6 protein-coding genes and 1 pseudogene are annotated in these 17,336 nt (G+C 73.5%); 6 read left to right on the top strand and 1 reads right to left on the bottom strand.

Going from position 1 to position 17,336, the window contains the following annotated elements; translation table 11 throughout:
- Positions 1-500, bottom strand: a pseudogene (locus ACIQOW_RS25140) (peptidase M28); the annotation flags it as partial.
- 373 nt (positions 501-873) lie between these two features.
- Between ACIQOW_RS25140 and ACIQOW_RS25135 the strand changes: the two are divergent.
- From ACIQOW_RS25135 to ACIQOW_RS25110, 6 genes are all read left to right on the top strand, one after another.
- Complete coding sequence (locus ACIQOW_RS25135) at positions 874-2,292, top strand: helix-turn-helix domain-containing protein (RefSeq protein ID WP_401088522.1); 1,419 nt, start codon at positions 874-876, stop codon at positions 2,290-2,292.
- 307 nt (positions 2,293-2,599) lie between these two features.
- Complete coding sequence (locus ACIQOW_RS25130) at positions 2,600-3,457, top strand: sterol desaturase family protein (protein WP_401088520.1); 858 nt, start codon at positions 2,600-2,602, stop codon at positions 3,455-3,457.
- Between the two features lie 71 nt (positions 3,458-3,528).
- On the top strand, positions 3,529-12,771 hold the full coding sequence (locus ACIQOW_RS25125) for an amino acid adenylation domain-containing protein (RefSeq protein ID WP_401088518.1): 9,243 nt from the start codon (positions 3,529-3,531) through the stop codon (positions 12,769-12,771).
- Positions 12,758-14,527: a phytoene desaturase family protein gene (locus tag ACIQOW_RS25120; protein WP_401088516.1), complete on the top strand. Its 1,770-nt coding sequence runs from the start codon at positions 12,758-12,760 to the stop codon at positions 14,525-14,527. The genes ACIQOW_RS25125 and ACIQOW_RS25120 overlap by 14 nt, the downstream gene beginning before the upstream one ends.
- A 29-nt stretch (positions 14,528-14,556) precedes the next feature.
- The gene (locus tag ACIQOW_RS25115) at positions 14,557-16,221 is read left to right on the top strand and encodes a phytoene desaturase family protein (protein ID WP_401088532.1); all 1,665 of its coding nucleotides are present in this window, start codon (positions 14,557-14,559) and stop codon (positions 16,219-16,221) included.
- A complete protein-coding gene (locus tag ACIQOW_RS25110) occupies positions 16,218-17,273 on the top strand; it encodes a zinc-binding dehydrogenase (RefSeq protein ID WP_401088514.1) in 1,056 nt (351 codons plus the stop codon). Before ACIQOW_RS25115 ends, ACIQOW_RS25110 begins: the two co-directional genes overlap by 4 nt.
- Positions 17,274-17,336: the final 63 nt, after the last annotated feature.

Genomic DNA, 17,336 nt, shown 5'->3' with positions numbered 1-17,336 from the left:
TTGTGGCCGGCCAGGACGGTCTCCCAGGCCAGGCGGCTGCCGCCGTCCTTGACCCGCACGACCAGGCGGCGGGACTCGACGGAGTCCACCGAGGCCAGCTTGGTCCGGGCGGTCTTCTCCGCCTGCGCCGCGCTGACCTGCGCCGTGGTGGAGCCGCCGACCGGGCCGGGGGCGGCGGACTGCAGGGCGCGGACGGTGCCCTGGGAGTCGGCCAGCACGACCGCGTCGCCGCCGACCACCGGCAGGCCGCGGTAGCTGCGCTCGTAGGCGACGGAGTAGAGGCCGCCGACCCACGGGGTGACGTTCGTGCGCTCGTACGTCTCGTCGGTGCCCTTGGCCAGGGCGTCGAAACCGGCCGCGACCGCGGCGTCGGCGGCGTTCACGGCGGCGGCCAGAGCGCTGGGCGGCGCGGTGGCGGGGGTGGGCGCGGCGGTGGCCGGCCCCGCGGTGGCGGCGAACATGCCGGCCAGCACGGTCAGGGTGGTTGCCGTGGTCAGCAACCTTCCTGCGGTAATCCTGCGTTGCATCGAGGCTCCTCGCATGTGGGGGTCCTCGACCGCGGACGGTATGGCTGGTGGCGCACCGCAGGGTCGCGTCTGGGGGGACGGCCGTGCGGGCCGTCCGCGCTCGGGTGCCCGAACACTCACACGGCGTCATGCTCTGGTCAATGGCTGGTGCACGCGATGCAAGGGGTTGGCAAATTCCGTCAAGCTGCGGTTTTCTTCAAGTGGTTGAGACCACGTCATGTACGGGGTGGGTGGCGATCGAGTACCGTCCTCATCATCGGAGTCGTCGGAATCACTGGAACCGTCGGCGGGCCCCGCGCCCGGCCGGGGACGACGCGCCCGGGAGGCAGCCGTGGAGCGGAACCGTGTGACCCCCGCGACAGGGGTTCCGGCACCGCCGACCGGCCGGGGGCAGGACACCTGGCGGGAGTTCGGCGCCCGGCTGCGGCACTGGCGGCGCCGGGCCGGCCTCACCCAGGCACAGCTCGGTGCCGGGATCGGCTACGACCACACCGCGGTCAGCCGGATCGAGCACGGCGCCCGCCGGGTCACCCCCAGGATCGCCGACCGGATCGACGAGCTCCTCGGAGCCGGTGGCGAGCTGAGCGCGGCCTGCCAGCGTGCCGAGAGCGCCGAACTGGGCGGGCTGGAGGCCCTCCAGCCCGCGCTGCTCCGGCCCCCGCTGCCCGGCGGGGCGCCGCTCGGCACGCCCGTCCCCATGCCGGCCCCCGCTCCGCCGCGGCTGCCCGACTACGGCCTGCTCTGCCCGCTCCACGGCGCCGAGGGCTGCGAGGTCCCCGGGCCCGCCGAAGTCGCCGCCCTGCACGCCGAGTTCTGCGCCCCCGGGGCGCTCGCCGACCCGGCCGCCGCGCGCCCGCTGGACGCCGAGACCGTGCACGCCCTGACCGGGCTGCTCGCCGCCCACCTGCGCTCCGGCGAGACCGGCGACCGGCTCGGCCTGGCCGCCGCCGTCGAGCGCACCCTGCACGCCGTGCTCGCCCGGCTGGCCGCCGCCCCCGCCGCGCAGCGCGGACCGCTGGTCCGGCTGGCCGCCGAGCACTCCCACGCGGCGGGCGCACTGCGGATGCAGGACGGCCGCAACGCCACCGCGATGGCCTGCTACGACCGCGCGCTCACCTGGGCCGGGCTGGCCTCCGACCGGGCCACCCTGGTCGGCACGCTCAGCGACATGAGCATCCTGGCCCGGCTGGACGGCGATCCGGTCGCCGCCCTCGGCTACGCGGGCGAGATCGAACGGGCCGCCCCCGGCCGGCCCTGGGCCGGCGCGATGGGCCGGATCAGTCGGGCCAGGGCGTACGCCCTGACCGGGGAGGTCAGGGCGACCGTCCGGGAGATCGGGCTGGCCCGGGCGCACCTGGACCACATCGGAGCGGAGGACGAGGCCGACGTGCCCTGGCTCTCCATCGCCTCGATGCGGATGCGGGTGGAGTCCGCCGCGGCGGCCGCGCTGCGTGACCTCGCCGCGGCCACCGACGACCCCCGGCTGGCCCGCCGGGCGCTGCGCGCCACCGAGACCGCCCTCGGCCTGCTCGGCCCGAACCAACTGCCGTCCAGCCGACTGCTCTTCGTCGTCCGGGCGGCCGACTGCCTGGTCTGCGCGCACGATCCGGAGGCGGCCGTCGAACTGCTCGCCCCCGCCCTGGAGGCGACCGGGGCCACCGCCCTGCCCGCGCTCGTCGAGTACGAGCTGCGCGGTCTGCGCGACCGTCTCGCGGCGCACGCGCCCCGCGCCGCACACCGGTTGACGGAACCGGCCCGCTCCTGACCGACGGCCGTCCTGGGGACCGTGACGTCCGGTGCCCGGTTGGCCGGAACGAGGGCGGCGCAGGGCGGCGCAGAAGGGGCGTGCGACGGCGCTCACCTGCTGGAACGACGGCGGTCGCACCCCGGCAACTCCCGCGTAATTCACACAATGCGCCCCCTTTGCGCCGCCCAAACGTCAACTTTGTGCGCGTATAGTCCGCCGATCGGGTCATTCATGGAGTTAACACGTCGAATGACTGTCACGACGCAGATCTGCCGCTAGAGTCTCTGACGTTTCCAGTCGTTAGTTCGCGAAGAACGGGGGGCGCGTGCTGTCAGCCATTGCCCGCCGGCTCGCCCATCCGCTCCTGCTCCTGGGTGTGCTGTGCACGGCCGTTGCGACCCTGCACTTCCACTGGGCGACGGACCGGGTCTCCTCGCTCTTTCTGATCGCCGTCATCGCCTACCTGGCGGTCCTGGAACGGGTCATCCCGTACCGGACCGACTGGCATCCGAATCGTCGCGAACTCGGCTGGTACAGCGTCTACTTCGCGCTGAGCATGGTCGGCGGCGGACTGGCCCAGGGGCTGGTCGCGACGCTGGTGGTACTGCTCGGCCCGGCCCGTCCGGCGCTGCCGTTCGCGGTGGAGATCCCACTCGCGCTGCTGGTCGGCTCGCTCGGCGACTACCTCGTGCACCGCTGGTCCCACCGCAACCGGTGGCTCTGGCGGCTGCACGGGGTGCACCACGTCCCGGGGAAGGTGAACGTCTCGAACAACGGCGTGAATCATTTCCTGGACGTGTTCGCCGCGCAGTCCGTGGTCCAACTGTCGCTGGCGCTCATCGGCTTCTCACCGGATTCAGTGTTCGTGGTCGGAATATTCGTCCTGGCTCAGGGGTATTTCGTCCACGCGAACATCGAAGTCCGAATCGGCCCGCTCGGCCATATCCTGGCCGGCCCGGAACTCCACCGCCTGCACCACAGCACCGACCTCGCCGAAGCCGGCCACTACGCCTCCGACCTCTCGCTCTGGGATCACGTGTTCGGGAGCTTCACCTGGCGGCCCGGCAGAGTGCCGAAGGCCGTCGGCCTCACCGACCCGGCCGCGTTCCCCGCCACCGGGGAGTTCGGCGCCACTCTGCTGCACCCGTGGCGCCGGGCCAAGACCACCGAGCAGTCCGCCTGAAACCCCGGCCCGCGAGGCCGCCTCCACCTGACCGCGTCCCCGGCGCCACGCCATCACCCTCGGATTGGATCATGACTTCCTCGCCCTTCGCCGTGCCCCGCGAGCGCATCGCGATCACCGGTATCGGCTGCCGCCTGCCGGGACACGCCAACGACCACCGTTCCTACTGGCGCAACCTGATCGAGGGCCGGGACTGTCTCACCGAGACGCCAGCCGACCGCTACGACACCGCGACCCTGGGCAGCAGGGACCGGGCCAAGCCGGGGCGGCTGATCGGCGGCCGGGGCGGCTACATCGACGGATTCGACACCTTCGACCCGGACTTCTTCGGGATCAGCCCGCGCGAGGCCGAGCACATGGACCCGCAGCAGCGCAAGCTCCTGGAGGTCAGCTGGGAGGCCCTGGAGGACGGCGGCCTGCGCCCCGGCGCACTGGCCGGCCGGGAGGTCGGCGTCTACATGGGCGCCTTCACCCTCGACTGGAAGATCCTCCAGTTCGCCGACCTCGCCTTCGACACCATCGCCGCGCACACCGCCACCGGCACCATGATGACGATGGTGTCCAACCGGATCTCGCACTGCTTCGACTTCCGCGGGCCGAGCGTCTCGATCGACACCGCGTGCAGCTCCTCCCTGGTCGCGGTGCACCTGGCCTGCCAGAGCCTGCTCCGCGGCGAGACCGAACTCGCCTTGGCCGGCGGTGCGTTGTTGCACATGGCGCCGCAGTACACGATCGCCGAGACCAAGGGCGGCTTCCTGTCCGCGGACGGCCGCTCGCGCGCCTTCGACGCCTCCGCCGACGGCTACGTCCGGGCCGAGGGCGTCGGTGTGGTCGTGCTCAAGCGGCTCTCCGACGCGCTGCGCGACGGGGACCCGGTGCACGCCGTCATCCTCGGCAGCGGCGTCAACCAGGACGGCCGCACCAACGGCATCACCGTCCCCAGCGCGGACGCCCAGGTCACCCTGATCGAACGGGTCTGCGCCGAGGCCGGGGTGCTGCCCGGCAGTCTCCAGTACGTCGAGGCGCACGGCACCTCCACCCCGGTCGGCGACCCGATCGAGGCCGCGGCCCTCGGCCGGGTGCTCGGCATCGGCCGCCGCGCCGGGGACCGCTGCTACGTCGGCTCGGTGAAGACCAACATCGGGCACACCGAGGCGGCGGCCGGCGTCGCCGGGCTGATCAAGACCGCGCTCGCGCTCAGGCACCGCCGCATCCCGCCGCACCTCAACCTGGAGCGGCCCAACCCCGGCATCGACCTGGCCGCGCTGCCGTTCGAGATCCCGACCGCCCCGGTCGAGTGGCCCGAGCACCGGGGCCCGGCCAGGGCCGGCGTCAACTCCTTCGGGTTCGGCGGCACCAACGCCCACGTCCTGCTGGAGGAACCGCCGCAGGCGGGCCCCGTCGTGCCGGTGGCCGAGCCGGCCCGTACGGTGCTGCCGCTGAGCACCAAGGACACCGCGGGACTGCCCGAACTGGCCGCCGCCGTACGGCAGGAGCTGGCCGGCGGGACGTCCCTGGCCGACCTCGGCCACACCCTGGCGCACCGCCGCCAGCACCTGCCCGAGCGGCTCGGCGTGGTCTACTCCACCCGGGAGGACCTGGACGAGGCGCTGGCCGCGTGCGAGCGCGGCGAGGAGCACCCGCGGGTGGTCCAGGGCCGCGCCAGGGAGCGCCGGCAGCGCCGCCTGGCCTGGGTGTTCACCGGCATGGGCCCGCAGTGGTGGGGGATGGGCCGGGGGCTCCACGAGCACGAGCCGGTCTACCGCGAGGCCGTGCAGGCCGTCGACCGGGAGATCCGCGCGCAGGCCGGCTGGTCGCTGCTGACCGAGCTGGGCCGCGACGAGGCGGACTCCAGGATGGCCGAGACCTGGCTCGCCCAGCCCGCCAACTTCGCCGTCCAGGTGGGGCTTTCGGCGCTCTGGCGGAGCCACGGCCTGCGCCCCGACGCGGTCGTCGGCCACAGCACCGGCGAGGTCGCCGCCTTCCACGAGGCCGGGGTGTACGACCTGGCCGACGCCGTGCGGGTGGTGCTCGCCCGCAGCCGGCTCCAGCAGCGCCTGGCCGGCACCGGCACCATGCTCGCGGTCGGCCTGCCGGAGGCCGAGGCCGAGCGCCGGATCCGCCCGTACCGCAGCCAGGTCTCGCTCGGCGCGGTCAACAGCCCCTCCGCGGTGACCCTGGCCGGGGACACCGAGGCGCTGCGCGAGCTGGCCGGGGAACTGCGGCAGCAGGGCGTCTTCGCCCGCCTGCTGGACGTCGAAGTCCCCTACCACAGCGTGCGGATGGACCCGATCCGGGACGAACTGGTCGCCGCGCTCACCGTCATCAAGCCGCAGGAGGCGCGGCTCCCGCTCTACCTGACCGCCCGCGAGGGGCTCGCCCGCGGGCCGGAGCTGGACGGCGCGTACTGGTGGCAGAACGTCCGCAACCCGGTGCGCTTCCGGGCCGCCGTCGAGCGGATGGCCGAGGACGGGCACGGGCTGTTCCTGGAGCTCGGCCCGCACCCGGTGCTCGGCCACGCGATCCGTGAGTGCGCCGAGCAGACGCACACCCTCCCGTCGATCCGCCGGCAACAGGACGAGCCCGAGCGCTTCGCCCGCAGCCTTGCCGAACTCCACACCCTCGGCGTCGAGTTGAGCTGGAACGCGCTGCACCCGGCCGGCCGCCCGGTGCCACTGCCCGCCTACCCGTGGCGGCGCGACCGCTACTGGGTGGAGCCCAAGCCGGTCGAGCAGGTCCGGCTCGGACGGCTCGACCACCCGCTGCTCGGCCGCCGCACCGCGAGCGCCCAGCCAGGCTGGACCAGCGCGCTCGACCCCGAGCGGCTGCCCTACCTGAGCGACCACCGGATCGAGGGCCAGGTGGTCTTCCCGGCCGCCGGGTACCTGGAGATGGCCGCCCAGGCCGTCCGTACCCTGACCGGCGGCACCGACGTGACGCTGGCCGAGATCGAGCTGAACCGGGCGCTGTTCCTCTCCGATACCGAGCCCGTCCCGGTCCAGTTCGGCTACGCGCCCGAGGACGCCCGCTTCACCGTCACCTCCACCCCGGCCGGCGGCGAGCCGGGCGTGCACGCGAGCGGCCGGGTCCGCACCGGCCAGCGCCGCTCGTACGGGCCCGCCCTGGACGTGGACGCGCTGCGCGCCCGCGGACGGCACCTCGACGGGCCGGACTGCTACCGGCAGCTGGCCGAGCGCGGCTACCACTACGGACCGGCCTTCCAGACCGTCGCCGAGGTGTGGACGGGCCGGGGCGAGGCGCTCGCCCGGATCCGGCCGACCGGACAGCTCGGCCCGGACGCGGCCGGCCACCACCTGCACCCGGTGCTGCTGGACGGCTGCTTCCAGGCCCTGCTCGCCACCCGGCTGGACGCGCCCGAGGACGGCAGCGTCCGGCTGCCGGTCTCGATCGAGGAGGTCAGGCTCGACGAGATCGGCGACCGCCCGCTGTGGGTGCACGCCACCGTCACCCGGGACAGCGGCGAGGAACTCGTCGGCGACCTCGCGCTCCACGCCGAGGACGGCACCCCGGTCGGCAGGATCACCGGCTTCCGGGTCGCCGACGTCGCCCAGGCCCCGGCCTCCGTGGGGCTCGCCACCATCGACGGCTGGCTCACCGAGGTCGCCTGGGTGGCCGCACCCGAGCCGGCCACCGAGGGGACCGTCGGCGACCTGCTGCTCTTCGCCGACGAGGGCGGTCTCGCCGAGCGGCTGGCCGCACTGGCCGCCGAGCGCGGCACCCGCTGCCACCTGGTCAGGCCCGGCACCGGGTACCGGCACGGCGACGGGCACTCGACCGTACGGCCCGACTCCGCCGAGGACGTCCAGCGGCTGCTCGCCGACCTCGGCCCGGGCTTCGGCACCGTCGTCCACCTCTGGAACCTCGACCAGCCCGCGCTGGCCGCCACCGCCGCGGACCGGCTCGGCCCGCTCGCCGCCCTCGGCGGTTACTCCCTGATCACCCTCGCCCAGGCCCTGCCCGCCGCCCGCCCGGACGGCCGGCTGCACATCGTCACCCGGGGCACCCAGCCCGCCGTCCCCGGCGACCGGGTCGAACCGCTCGGCGCCCCCGCCTGGGGCATCGGCCGGGTGCTGTGGCAGCAGGAGCTGGTCGCCCAGCGCGGCACCCTGATCGACCTCGACCCGGCCGTCGGCGCCGCCGACCAGGCCGAGGCACTGCTCGCCGAACTCGCCGCCCACGACGAGCAGGAGATCGCGCTGCGGGCCGGTGCCAGGCTCACCAGCCGGCTGCGGCAGGCCGAGGGCCTCACCCGCCCGCTGCCGCCGGTCCTGCGCCCCGACGGCAGCTACCTGGTCACCGGGGCCTTCGGCGCCCTCGGCCGGCTGCTCTGCCGCACCCTCGTCCGGCGCGGCGCCCGGCGGCTGATCCTGGTCGGCCGCACCGCGCTGCCCGAGCGCTCCCAGTGGGCGCACACCGACCCGGACACCCCGGCCGGCGAGCGGATCGCCTTCCTGCGCGAACTCCAGGCGCTCGGCGCCGAACCGCTGATCGCCCCGGTGGACGTCACCGACGAGGCCGCCCTCGCGGACTGGCTCGCCGACTACCGGCAGCGCCAGCGCCCGCCGATCCGGGGCGTGTTCCACCTCGCCGGGCAGGTCAAGGACACCCTGCTGGCCCAGATGGACCGGCCGTCCTTCGACGCCGGCTACACCCCCAAGGTGGTCGGCGGCCACCTGCTGCACCGGCTGCTGAGCGACGAACCGCTCGACCACTTCGTGCTCTTCGCCTCCGTCGCCTCGCTGCTCACCACCGCGGGGCAGACCAACTACGCGGCCGGCAATGCCTTCCTGGACGCCCTCGCCCACCACCGCAGGGCCGACGGGCTGCCCGGGCTCAGCCTGGACTGGGGCCCCTGGGCCACCGGCATGATCGAGGAACTGGGCCTGGTCGCCCACTACCGCGACGCCCGCGGCATGAGCTCGCTGCCGCCGGACGCCGGAACGGCCGTCCTGGAGCGCGTCCTCGGCCAGGACCGCGCCCAGCTGCTGGTCGCCACCGTGGTCGACTGGCCGACCTTCCTCGCCTGGTACCCGGCGCCGCCGCCGCTGGTCGCCGACCTGGCGGCGAACGCCGCCGAGCAGGCCCCGGCCGAGACCGGCGGCTTCCTGGACGCCTACCGCGCGGCCGACCCGCAGACCCGGTCCGAACTGGTCACCGAGCGGCTCACCGCCGCCGCCGCGGCCGTCCTGCGGATCGGTGCCGAGCGGATCGACCGGGACACCAGGCTCGGCGCCCACGGCCTGGACTCGCTGCTCGCGATGGAGCTGCGCGCCCGGGTGCACGGCGAACTGGGCGTCGCCCTGCCGGTGGTGGCCCTGCTCGGCAACGGCACCGTCGGCGACCTGGCCGACCTGCTCACCGAGGGCCTGGCCGAGCGGCTCGCCACCGACGGCGGCCCGGCCGAGGCCGAGGTGGAGCTGTACACCGACGAGTCCCGCCACCCGCTCACCCACAACCAGCAGGCGCTCTGGTTCCTGCGCCTGCTGCACCCGGACGGCTTCGCGTACAACATCGGCGGCGCCGTCGAGGTGCGCGCGGAGCTCGACCCGGAGCTGATGTTCGCGGCCTTCCGCTTCCTGGTCGCCCGGCACCCCGAGCTGCGCGCCGCCTTCACCGCGGAGGAGGGCCGCCCCGTCCAGCACATCCGGGCCGAGGCCGAGGCCGACACCGGGCTGTTCGACGTCGAGGGCCGGCCGTGGGAGGAGATCCACGAGCTGATCGTCAGCGAGTACCGGCGGCCGTACGACCTCGCCGAGGACCCGCTGGTGCGGCTGCGGCTGTTCCGGCGCGGGCCGGACCGCTGGGTACTGATGAAGGCCGTCCACCACATCGTCTCGGACGCGATCTCCACCTTCACCTTCATCGAGGAGCTGTTCGAGGTCTACGAGGCGCTGCGCCAGGGCCGCGCCCCGGAACTGCCCCCGGTGCCCGCCCGCTACCTGGACTTCCTCAACCACCAGAACCGCTTCCTGGCCGGGCCCGAGGCGCGGCGGATGCTCGACTACTGGCGCGAACGCCTGCCGGCCGGGATGCCGGTGCTGGCGCTTCCCACCGACAAGCCGCGCCCGGCCGTGCAGACCCACAACGGCGCCTCCGAGTTCTTCCGGCTGGACGCCGAACTCACCTCCAGGGTCCACGAGTTGGCCCGCGCGAACGGAGCCACCCCGTTCATGGTGCTGCTCGGCGCCTACTACCTGCTGCTGCACCGGTGGTCCGGGCAGCCGGACGTCGTGGTCGGCAGCCCGGTCACCGGCCGCACCCAGGAGGAGTTCGCCTCCGTCTACGGCTACTTCGTCAACCCCCTGCCGCTGCACGTGAGTCTGGCGGGGGAGCCGACGGTGGCCGAGCTGCTGGCCAGGGTGCGCGAGAGCGTGCTCGGGGGTCTGGACAACCAGGAGTACCCCTTCCCGCTGCTGGTCGAGCAGCTGGGGCTCCAGCACGACCCGAGCCGCTCCGCGGTGTTCCAGGCGATGTTCATCCTGCTCACCCACAAGGTCGCCGTGGAGCGCTTCGGCTACCGCCTGGAGTACATCGAACTTCCGGAGGAGGAAGGGCAGTTCGACCTCACACTGTCCGCCTACGAGGACCGCGCGGACGACTGCTTCCACTGCGTCTTCAAGTACAACTCCGACCTCTTCGAGCCCGCCACCGTCCGACGGCTCGCCGCCCACTACCGCAACCTGCTGGACGCCATGACCCGCTCGGCCGGGGCGGAGCCGGTCGGACGGCTGCGGATGCTGGGCGAGGCCGAACGCCGCGAGATCCTCACCGGCTTCAGCGGTGCCGAACGCCGGATCGAGCACGACACCCCGGTGCCGGAGCTGATCGCCAAGGCCGCCGCCGAGCGGCCGGAGGCCATCGCCGTGGTCGCGCCGGGCCGGGACCGGATCCGCCGGCTGACCTACGGGGAACTGGACCGGCGCTCCCAGCGCACCGCCGTACGGCTGCGCGAACTCGGCGTCGGCGAGGGCTCGGTGGTCGCGGTCTGCCTGGACAAGTCACCCGAGCTGATCACCGTCCTGCTGGCGATCTGGCGGGCCGGCGCCGCCTACCTGCCGCTCGACCCCGGCCACCCGGCCGACCGGATCGCCCACCAGGTGGCCGACGCGGGAGCCGCGCTGGTGGTGGTCGACCAGCGGCGCCCGCTGCCGGCCGCGCTGCCCGCCACGCCGGTCACCCTGGAGGAGCTGGACCGGCCCGCGGGCACCGCGGTGCCGCTGCCCGCCGCCGACCCGGACCGGGCCGCCTACGTGATCCACACCTCGGGCTCCACCGGCCGCCCGAAGGGGGTCAGGGTCGACCACCGCAACCTGGCCGCCGTCACCGCGGGCTGGCGCGCCGAGTACCGGCTGGACACCGACGTCCGGGTGCACCTCCAGATGGCCGGCACCGCCTTCGACGTGTTCTCCGGCGACCTCGCCCGGGCGCTCAGCACCGGCGGCACCCTCGTACTGGTCGACCGCGAGCTGCTCTTCGACACCGCCCGGCTGTACCGGGTGATGCGCGAGGAGGCCGTGGACGGCGGCGAGTTCGTGCCCGCGGTGGCCCGCGCGCTGCTGGCGCACTGCGAGCGCGACGGCCTGACGCTGGACTTCCTGCGGCTGCTGATCGTCGGATCCGACTCCTGGAAGGCCGCCGAGCACCGGCGGGTGCGCGCCCTGTGCGGCCCGCGGACCAGGCTGGTCAACTCCTACGGACTGACCGAGGCCAGCGTCGACAGCACCTACTACGAGGGCGCGGCCGAGCGGCTGGAACCCGGCCGGATGGTGCCGATCGGCCGGCCGTTCCCGAACAGCGCGGTGTACATCCTCGACCCCTACGGCGAGCCCGTCCCGGTGGGCGTGCCCGGCGAGCTGTGGATCGGCGGCGCCGGCGTCGCCGCCGGCTACCCCAACGACCCCGAGCAGACCGCCGGCCGCTTCGTCACCCTGGAACCCGACGGCACGCCCCTGCGGCTCTACCGCACCGGCGACCTCGGCCACTGGGACACCGAAGGCACCGTGCACCTGCTCGGCCGGATCGACAACCAGGTCAAGGTCCGCGGCCACCGGATCGAGCTGGGCGAGATCGAGGCCCACCTCACCGCCCGCCCCGAACTCGCCCAGGCCTGCGTGGCGGTCCGCCAGGACACCAGGGGCGAGGCCGTGCTCGCCGCCTACGTGGTGCCCGCCGAGGGCACCACACTGGACCGCCGCGAACTGCGCCGCCACCTGGCCGAGCACCTGCCCACCGTGATGATCCCCTCCTACCTCACCGAGCTGCCCGCCCTGCCGCTCACCCCGAACGGCAAGGTGGATCTCGCGGCGCTGCCCGAACCGAAGGCCGACACCGCGGGGGCCCGGCACGAACCGCCCGTCACGCTCTACGAGACCAGCGTCGCCGAGCACTGGAAGAACCTCCTCGGCCTGGCGGAAGTCGGTCTCCAGCACGACTTCTTCGAGCTCGGCGGCAGCTCGATCCGGCTCATCGAACTGATCCACCACCTCCAGAGCGAGTTCAACATCGCCATCCCGGTCGGCCTGCTGTTCAAGGTCACCACCCTGCACGGCATGGCCCGCACCGTCGAGCAGATCATCACCGGCGAGGTGGCCGGCGGCGAGCCCTACCTCCGGTTCAACCCCGAGGCACCCGAGGACCGCACGGTCTTCTGCTTCCCGCCGGCCGGCGGCCACGGGCTGGTCTACCGGCAGCTCGCCGCGCACCTGCCCGAGCACCGGATCGCCGCGTTCAACTACCTGACCGGCGACGACAAGACGGCCCGCTACGCGGACCTGGTCGAGCAGCTGCACGCCTCCGGGCCGTACGTCCTGCTCGGCTACTCGCTCGGCGGCAACCTGGCCTTCGAGGTGGCCAAGGAACTGGAACGGCGCGGACGCGCCGTCGGCTCGGTGCTGATGGTGGACGCCTACCGGGTCACCGAGGCCTTCGACCTCGGCGAGGAACACCTGGCCGTCTTCGAACGCGAACTCCACGAGCACCTGCACCGCCACACCGGCTCGCGGATCGTCGCCCGGGAGACCCTCGAACAGGCCAGGGACTACCTGGAGTTCTGCAGCCGCACGCCCAACACCGGCACGGTGACGGCCCAGCTGGACGTGGTCTGCGAACGCGAGCGGCTGTCCGTGCACGTGGGCGGCGAACCGGGCTCCTGGCACGGCGCCTCCACCACCGGAACCGCGGTGTACGTCGGCCACGGCGTCCACGCCGAGATGCTCGACGGGGACTTCGCGGCCCGCAACGCCGAACTGGCGGGCGCCATCCTGGCCGGGGGCACCACCGATGCCCGTGGCTGACCGCGGACCCGACTGGTCCACCAGGGAGCGGGCCCCCGGCGGCCCGCCCCGGGTCATCGTGATCGGGGCCGGCCTGGCCGGCCTCGCCACCGGCTGCTACGCGCAGATGAGCGGCCTGGAGACCCGGATCTTCGAGAAACACGTGCTGCCCGGCGGCTGCTGCACCGCGTGGTCCCGGCACGGCTACCTCTTCGACTACTGCATCGACTGGCTGATCGGCACCGCCGAGGGCACCGGCGCACACCAGGTCTGGAGCGAACTCGGCGCCCTGGACGGCAAGTCGGTGACCCTCTTCGACACCTTCAACCGGGTGGTCGACGAACACGGCAGGGCCGTCACCTTCTACGGCGACCCGGACCGGCTGGAGGCCCACCTGCTGGCCGTCGCGCCCGGCGACGCCAAGCCGATCCGGGCCTTCTGCCGGGACCTGCGCCGCTTCGCCGCGACCGAGCTGCCCTGGGACCTCACCCCGCCGCCGCTGCGCACCACGGCGGAACGGCTGCGCACCCTGCGCGCCGTGCTGCCCGCGTTCCGGCTGTTCTGGCGCACCGCCACCACCCCGATGAGCGGCTTCGCCGAGCGCTTCCAGGACCCGCTGCTGCGGCGGGCCTTCCCCAACATGTTCCTCCAGGAGCCCGCGGGCTTCCCGCTGCTGCCGTACCTGTACACCCTGGCGGCCGCGCACAACGGCAACGCGGGCTTCCCGCAGGGCGGTTCGCTCGGGCTGGCCCGCTCGGTGGAGGAGCGCTACACCTCGCTCGGCGGGGTGATCGGCTACCGCCGCCGGGCCGAGCGCATCCTGATCGAGGACGGGCGCGCGATCGGGGTGGAACTCAAGGACGGCTCACGGCACTACGCCGACCACGTGGTGGCCGCCTGCGACGGCCCGACGGTGCTCGACCGGCTGCTGGAGGGCCGCTACTCCAGCCCCGCCACCGAGAAGCTGTACGGCGAACTGCTCGACAAGCCGGGCAACCTCTACCCGGCGGTGGTCTCCGCCTTCGTCGGCATCGACGGCCCGCTGCCCGAGGGCGAGCCGCACAGCACCACCTACCTGCTGTCCCCTGAGGACGGCGACCGGCTGCCCGGCACGCTCCAGCGCAGCCTGGTGGTGCAGCTGCGCTCCTCCTACGCGGACGGCTTCGCGCCGCCGGGCAAGTCGGTGCTGCACTGCACCTACTTCAGCGACTACCGCTCCTGGAAGGACCTGCGGACCGGCGACCGCCGGGCGTACCGGGCCCGCAAGCAGGAAGTCGCCGTGTTCGTCCGGGAGTTCCTGGAGCGGACGTACCCCGGGCTCGGCCGGCGGATCGAACTCGTGGACGTCGCCTCACCGGTGACCACCGAGCGGTTCACCGGCAACACCTACGGCAGCATCCTGGCCTGGCAGGCCTTCTCCGAGGCCGAGGACGCCGCGAACCGGCTGGTCAACCGGGACCGGATGCGGCTGCCCGGGCTGAGCGGCTTCTCCATGGCGGGCCAGTGGACCGCGCTCGGCGGGCTGATCCGGGCCGCCACCAGCGGCCGGTTCGCCGCGCAGTACCTCTGCCGGGAGCTGGGCGTGCCGTTCCGGGCCTGGCCCAGCGACAACCGGGAACCCTGGCACCCGGGCAAGTGGGGCCGCCTGCCGCAACTCGGACGGGCCACCGTGGGACTGCCGGAACCGGGAGCGGCCGACGAGGGACCGCCGGAAGCGGGCGTGCCGGGCGTGGGCGTGCCGGAACCGGGAGTGGCGGAAGTGGGAGTGGCGGAGTGAGCGGGACGACGACCGGCGACCGGCGGAGCATGGTCATCATCGGCGGGGGGCTCGGCGGCCTGTCCACCGGCTGCTACGCGCAGATGAACGGCTACCGCACCCGGATCCTGGAGATGCACGAGATCCCCGGCGGCTGCTGCACCGGCTGGGACCGCGGCGAGTTCACCTTCGACTGCTGCATCAGCTGGCTGCTGGGCAGCGGCCCCGGCAACGAGATGCACCAGATCTGGCTCGAACTCGGCGCGCTGCAGGGCAAGCGGATGCGCAACTTCGACGTCTTCAACGTGGTGCGCACCCGGGACGGCCGGGCGGTCTACTTCTACTCCGACCCGGACCGGCTGGAGGCCCACCTGCTGGACCTCGCCCCGGAGGACGCCCGGCAGATCCGGCAGTTCTGCGCGGGGCTCCGCAAGTTCCGTCTGGCGCTGGCCCGTTACCCCTTCCTCAAGCCGGTCGGACTGATGGGCCGGTGGGAGCGGACGCGGATGCTCGCCTCCTTCCTGCCGTACTTCAACGTGATCCGGCGCTCGATCACGGTGCTGATGAGCGACTACTCGGCGCGCTTCAGGAGCCCGCTGCTGCGCGAGGCGTTCAACTTCATCCTGTACGAGAAGCATCCCAACTTCCCGGTGCTGCCCAACTACTTCCAGCTCGCCTGCCACGCCGGGCAGTCGGCCGGGGTGCCGGAGGGCGGCTCGCTGGGGCTGGCGCAGTCGATCGAGCAGCGCTACCGGCGGCTGGGCGGCGAGATCACGTACAACACCAAGGTGACCGAGGTCCTGGTCGAGGACGACCGGGCGGTGGGGGTGCGGCTGAGCGACGGCCAGGAGGTGCGGGCCGACATCGTGGTGGCCGCCTGCGACGGGCGGACCACCATGATGGACCTGCTCAAGGGCCGCTACCTGAGCGACACCTACCGCCGGCTGTACACCCAGACCATCTCCGAGCCGGGCATGGTCTTCCCCGGCTACATGACGGTCTTCCTCGGCCTGCGCCGGCCCTTCCCCGCAGGGGACCCGTGCACCACCTACCTGCTGGAGGACGAGGTCGCCGAGCGGCTCACCGGCATCCGGCACCCGAGCATCAACGTCCAGTTCCGCAGCCGGCACTACCCGGAGCTGTCGCCCGCCGACACCACCGTGGTGTACGCCAGCTACTTCTGCGACATCGAGCCCTGGCGGGAGCTGAGCACCGGACCGGAGCAGACGCCCCGGGTACGGCGCGGCGAGGAGCTGCACACCCTGCCGGTCGGCCGGGGGCGGGAGTACCAGCGGGAGAAGCGCCGGGTGCGCGACACCATCGTCGAGTTCCTGGACTGCCACCACCCCGGGCTGAGCGAGGCGGTGGCCGTCAAGGACGTCTCCACCCCGCTCACCCAGGTCCGCTACACCGGCAACTACAACGGCACGGTGCTGGGCTGGCAGCCCTTCGTGGAGAGCGGCGAGACCCTGGAGGAGGAGGTCAAGCGCAACGGCCCGGGGCTGCCCGGCCTCGCGAACTTCTACCTATCCGGAGTCTGGGCGACCACCGGCGGGCTGATCAGGGCGGCCGCGGCCGGCCGGCACGTCGTCCAGTTCATCTGCCGGGACGACGGCAAACCGTTCACCGCCGAGGTGGACGACAGCGCACCCCTGCCCACCCTGCTCATCGAACCGGTCGGCCCCTCCGACCGGCAGTTTGGAGTCACCTCGTGAGGATCGAGAAGTGGGTCGTCCGGGAGCACGTGGACGGTGTGCCGGACGTCGACCGGATGTACCGGAAGGTCGTGGAGGAGGTGGACGTCGGGCTCGCCGAGGACGAGATGCTGCTGCGCACCCGGTACGTCTCGGTGGACCCGTACCTCCAGGGCATCGCGCTGGACACCCCGATCGGTGATCACATGGGCGCGGACTCGATCATGGAGGTGGTGGAGGCGGGGCCGGCCGCGCGCTTCGCGGTCGGCGACCTGGTGCAGGGCTTCGGCGGCTGGCGCACCCACCTGGTCAGCAACGGCGAGCAGCGGCTCTGGCAGACCGGCACCTTCCCGATGGTCTTCCCGGCCTTCCGCCGGCTGGACCCCTCGCACTACGACGAGACCCTGCCGCTGACCACCGCGCTCGGCGTCCTGGGCGGGCCGGGGATGACGGCCTGGGGGACGGTCGAGAAGTTCCTCGACGTGCGCCCGGGGTCGACGGTGCTGGTCAGCGGTGCCTCCGGGGCGGTCGGTTCGCTGGTCGGGCAGCTGGCGAAGCACCGGGGCGGGCGGGTGATCGGCACCACGGCGTCGCCGGAGAAGGCGGCCCGGTTGTGGGAGCTGGGCTTCGACGGGGTGCTGCTGTACCGCGACGGCGACGAGCCCGAGCGGCTGGAGAAGGAACTGGCCGAGCTGGCGCCGGACGGCATCGACCGGTACTTCGACAGCCTCGGCGGGGTGCTGACCGACGTGGTCTTCGGGATGCTCGCGGTGGAGAGCCGGGTGGCCGTCTGCTGGCAGTGGGGGAGCCAGGTCGGCGGGGACTGGGCGGGGCCGCGGCTGCTGCCGATGATCATGTTCCCGCGGACCACGATCCGCGGCATCTTCTCGCTGGAGTGGTTCACCGAGGAGAACTGGGCCGCGCTGCGGCGGGACCTCGGGGCCCTGGTGAGCAGCGGGGAGCTGACGTACCAGGAGACCGTGCACCAGGGGTTCGACAGCATCCCGGCGGCCTACCGCGGCCTCTACCTGGACCGCTCGGCCAGCCGGGGGAAGGTGCTGGTCGAGCTCTGACCGGGGCGGCCTCCGGCGGGGGAGGCCGCGGGAACGGGCAGGGCCTCTTCGGCGGATCCGTCG

The sequence above is a fragment of the Kitasatospora sp. NPDC091335 genome, assembly GCF_044757205.1.
In the GTDB taxonomy this organism is placed as follows: domain Bacteria; phylum Actinomycetota; class Actinomycetes; order Streptomycetales; family Streptomycetaceae; genus Kitasatospora.
Note: the sequence above shows the minus strand (reverse complement) of the source record. Positions and strands in the feature narration are given on the sequence as shown.

Coding starts and splice junctions, on each gene's coding strand:
- ACIQOW_RS25120 (WP_401088516.1), top strand. CDS start 12,758: ATGCCCGTGGCTGACCGCGGACCCGACTGGTCCACCAGGGAGCGGGCC.
- ACIQOW_RS25125 (WP_401088518.1), top strand. CDS start 3,529: ATGACTTCCTCGCCCTTCGCCGTGCCCCGCGAGCGCATCGCGATCACC.
- ACIQOW_RS25115 (WP_401088532.1), top strand. CDS start 14,557: ATGGTCATCATCGGCGGGGGGCTCGGCGGCCTGTCCACCGGCTGCTAC.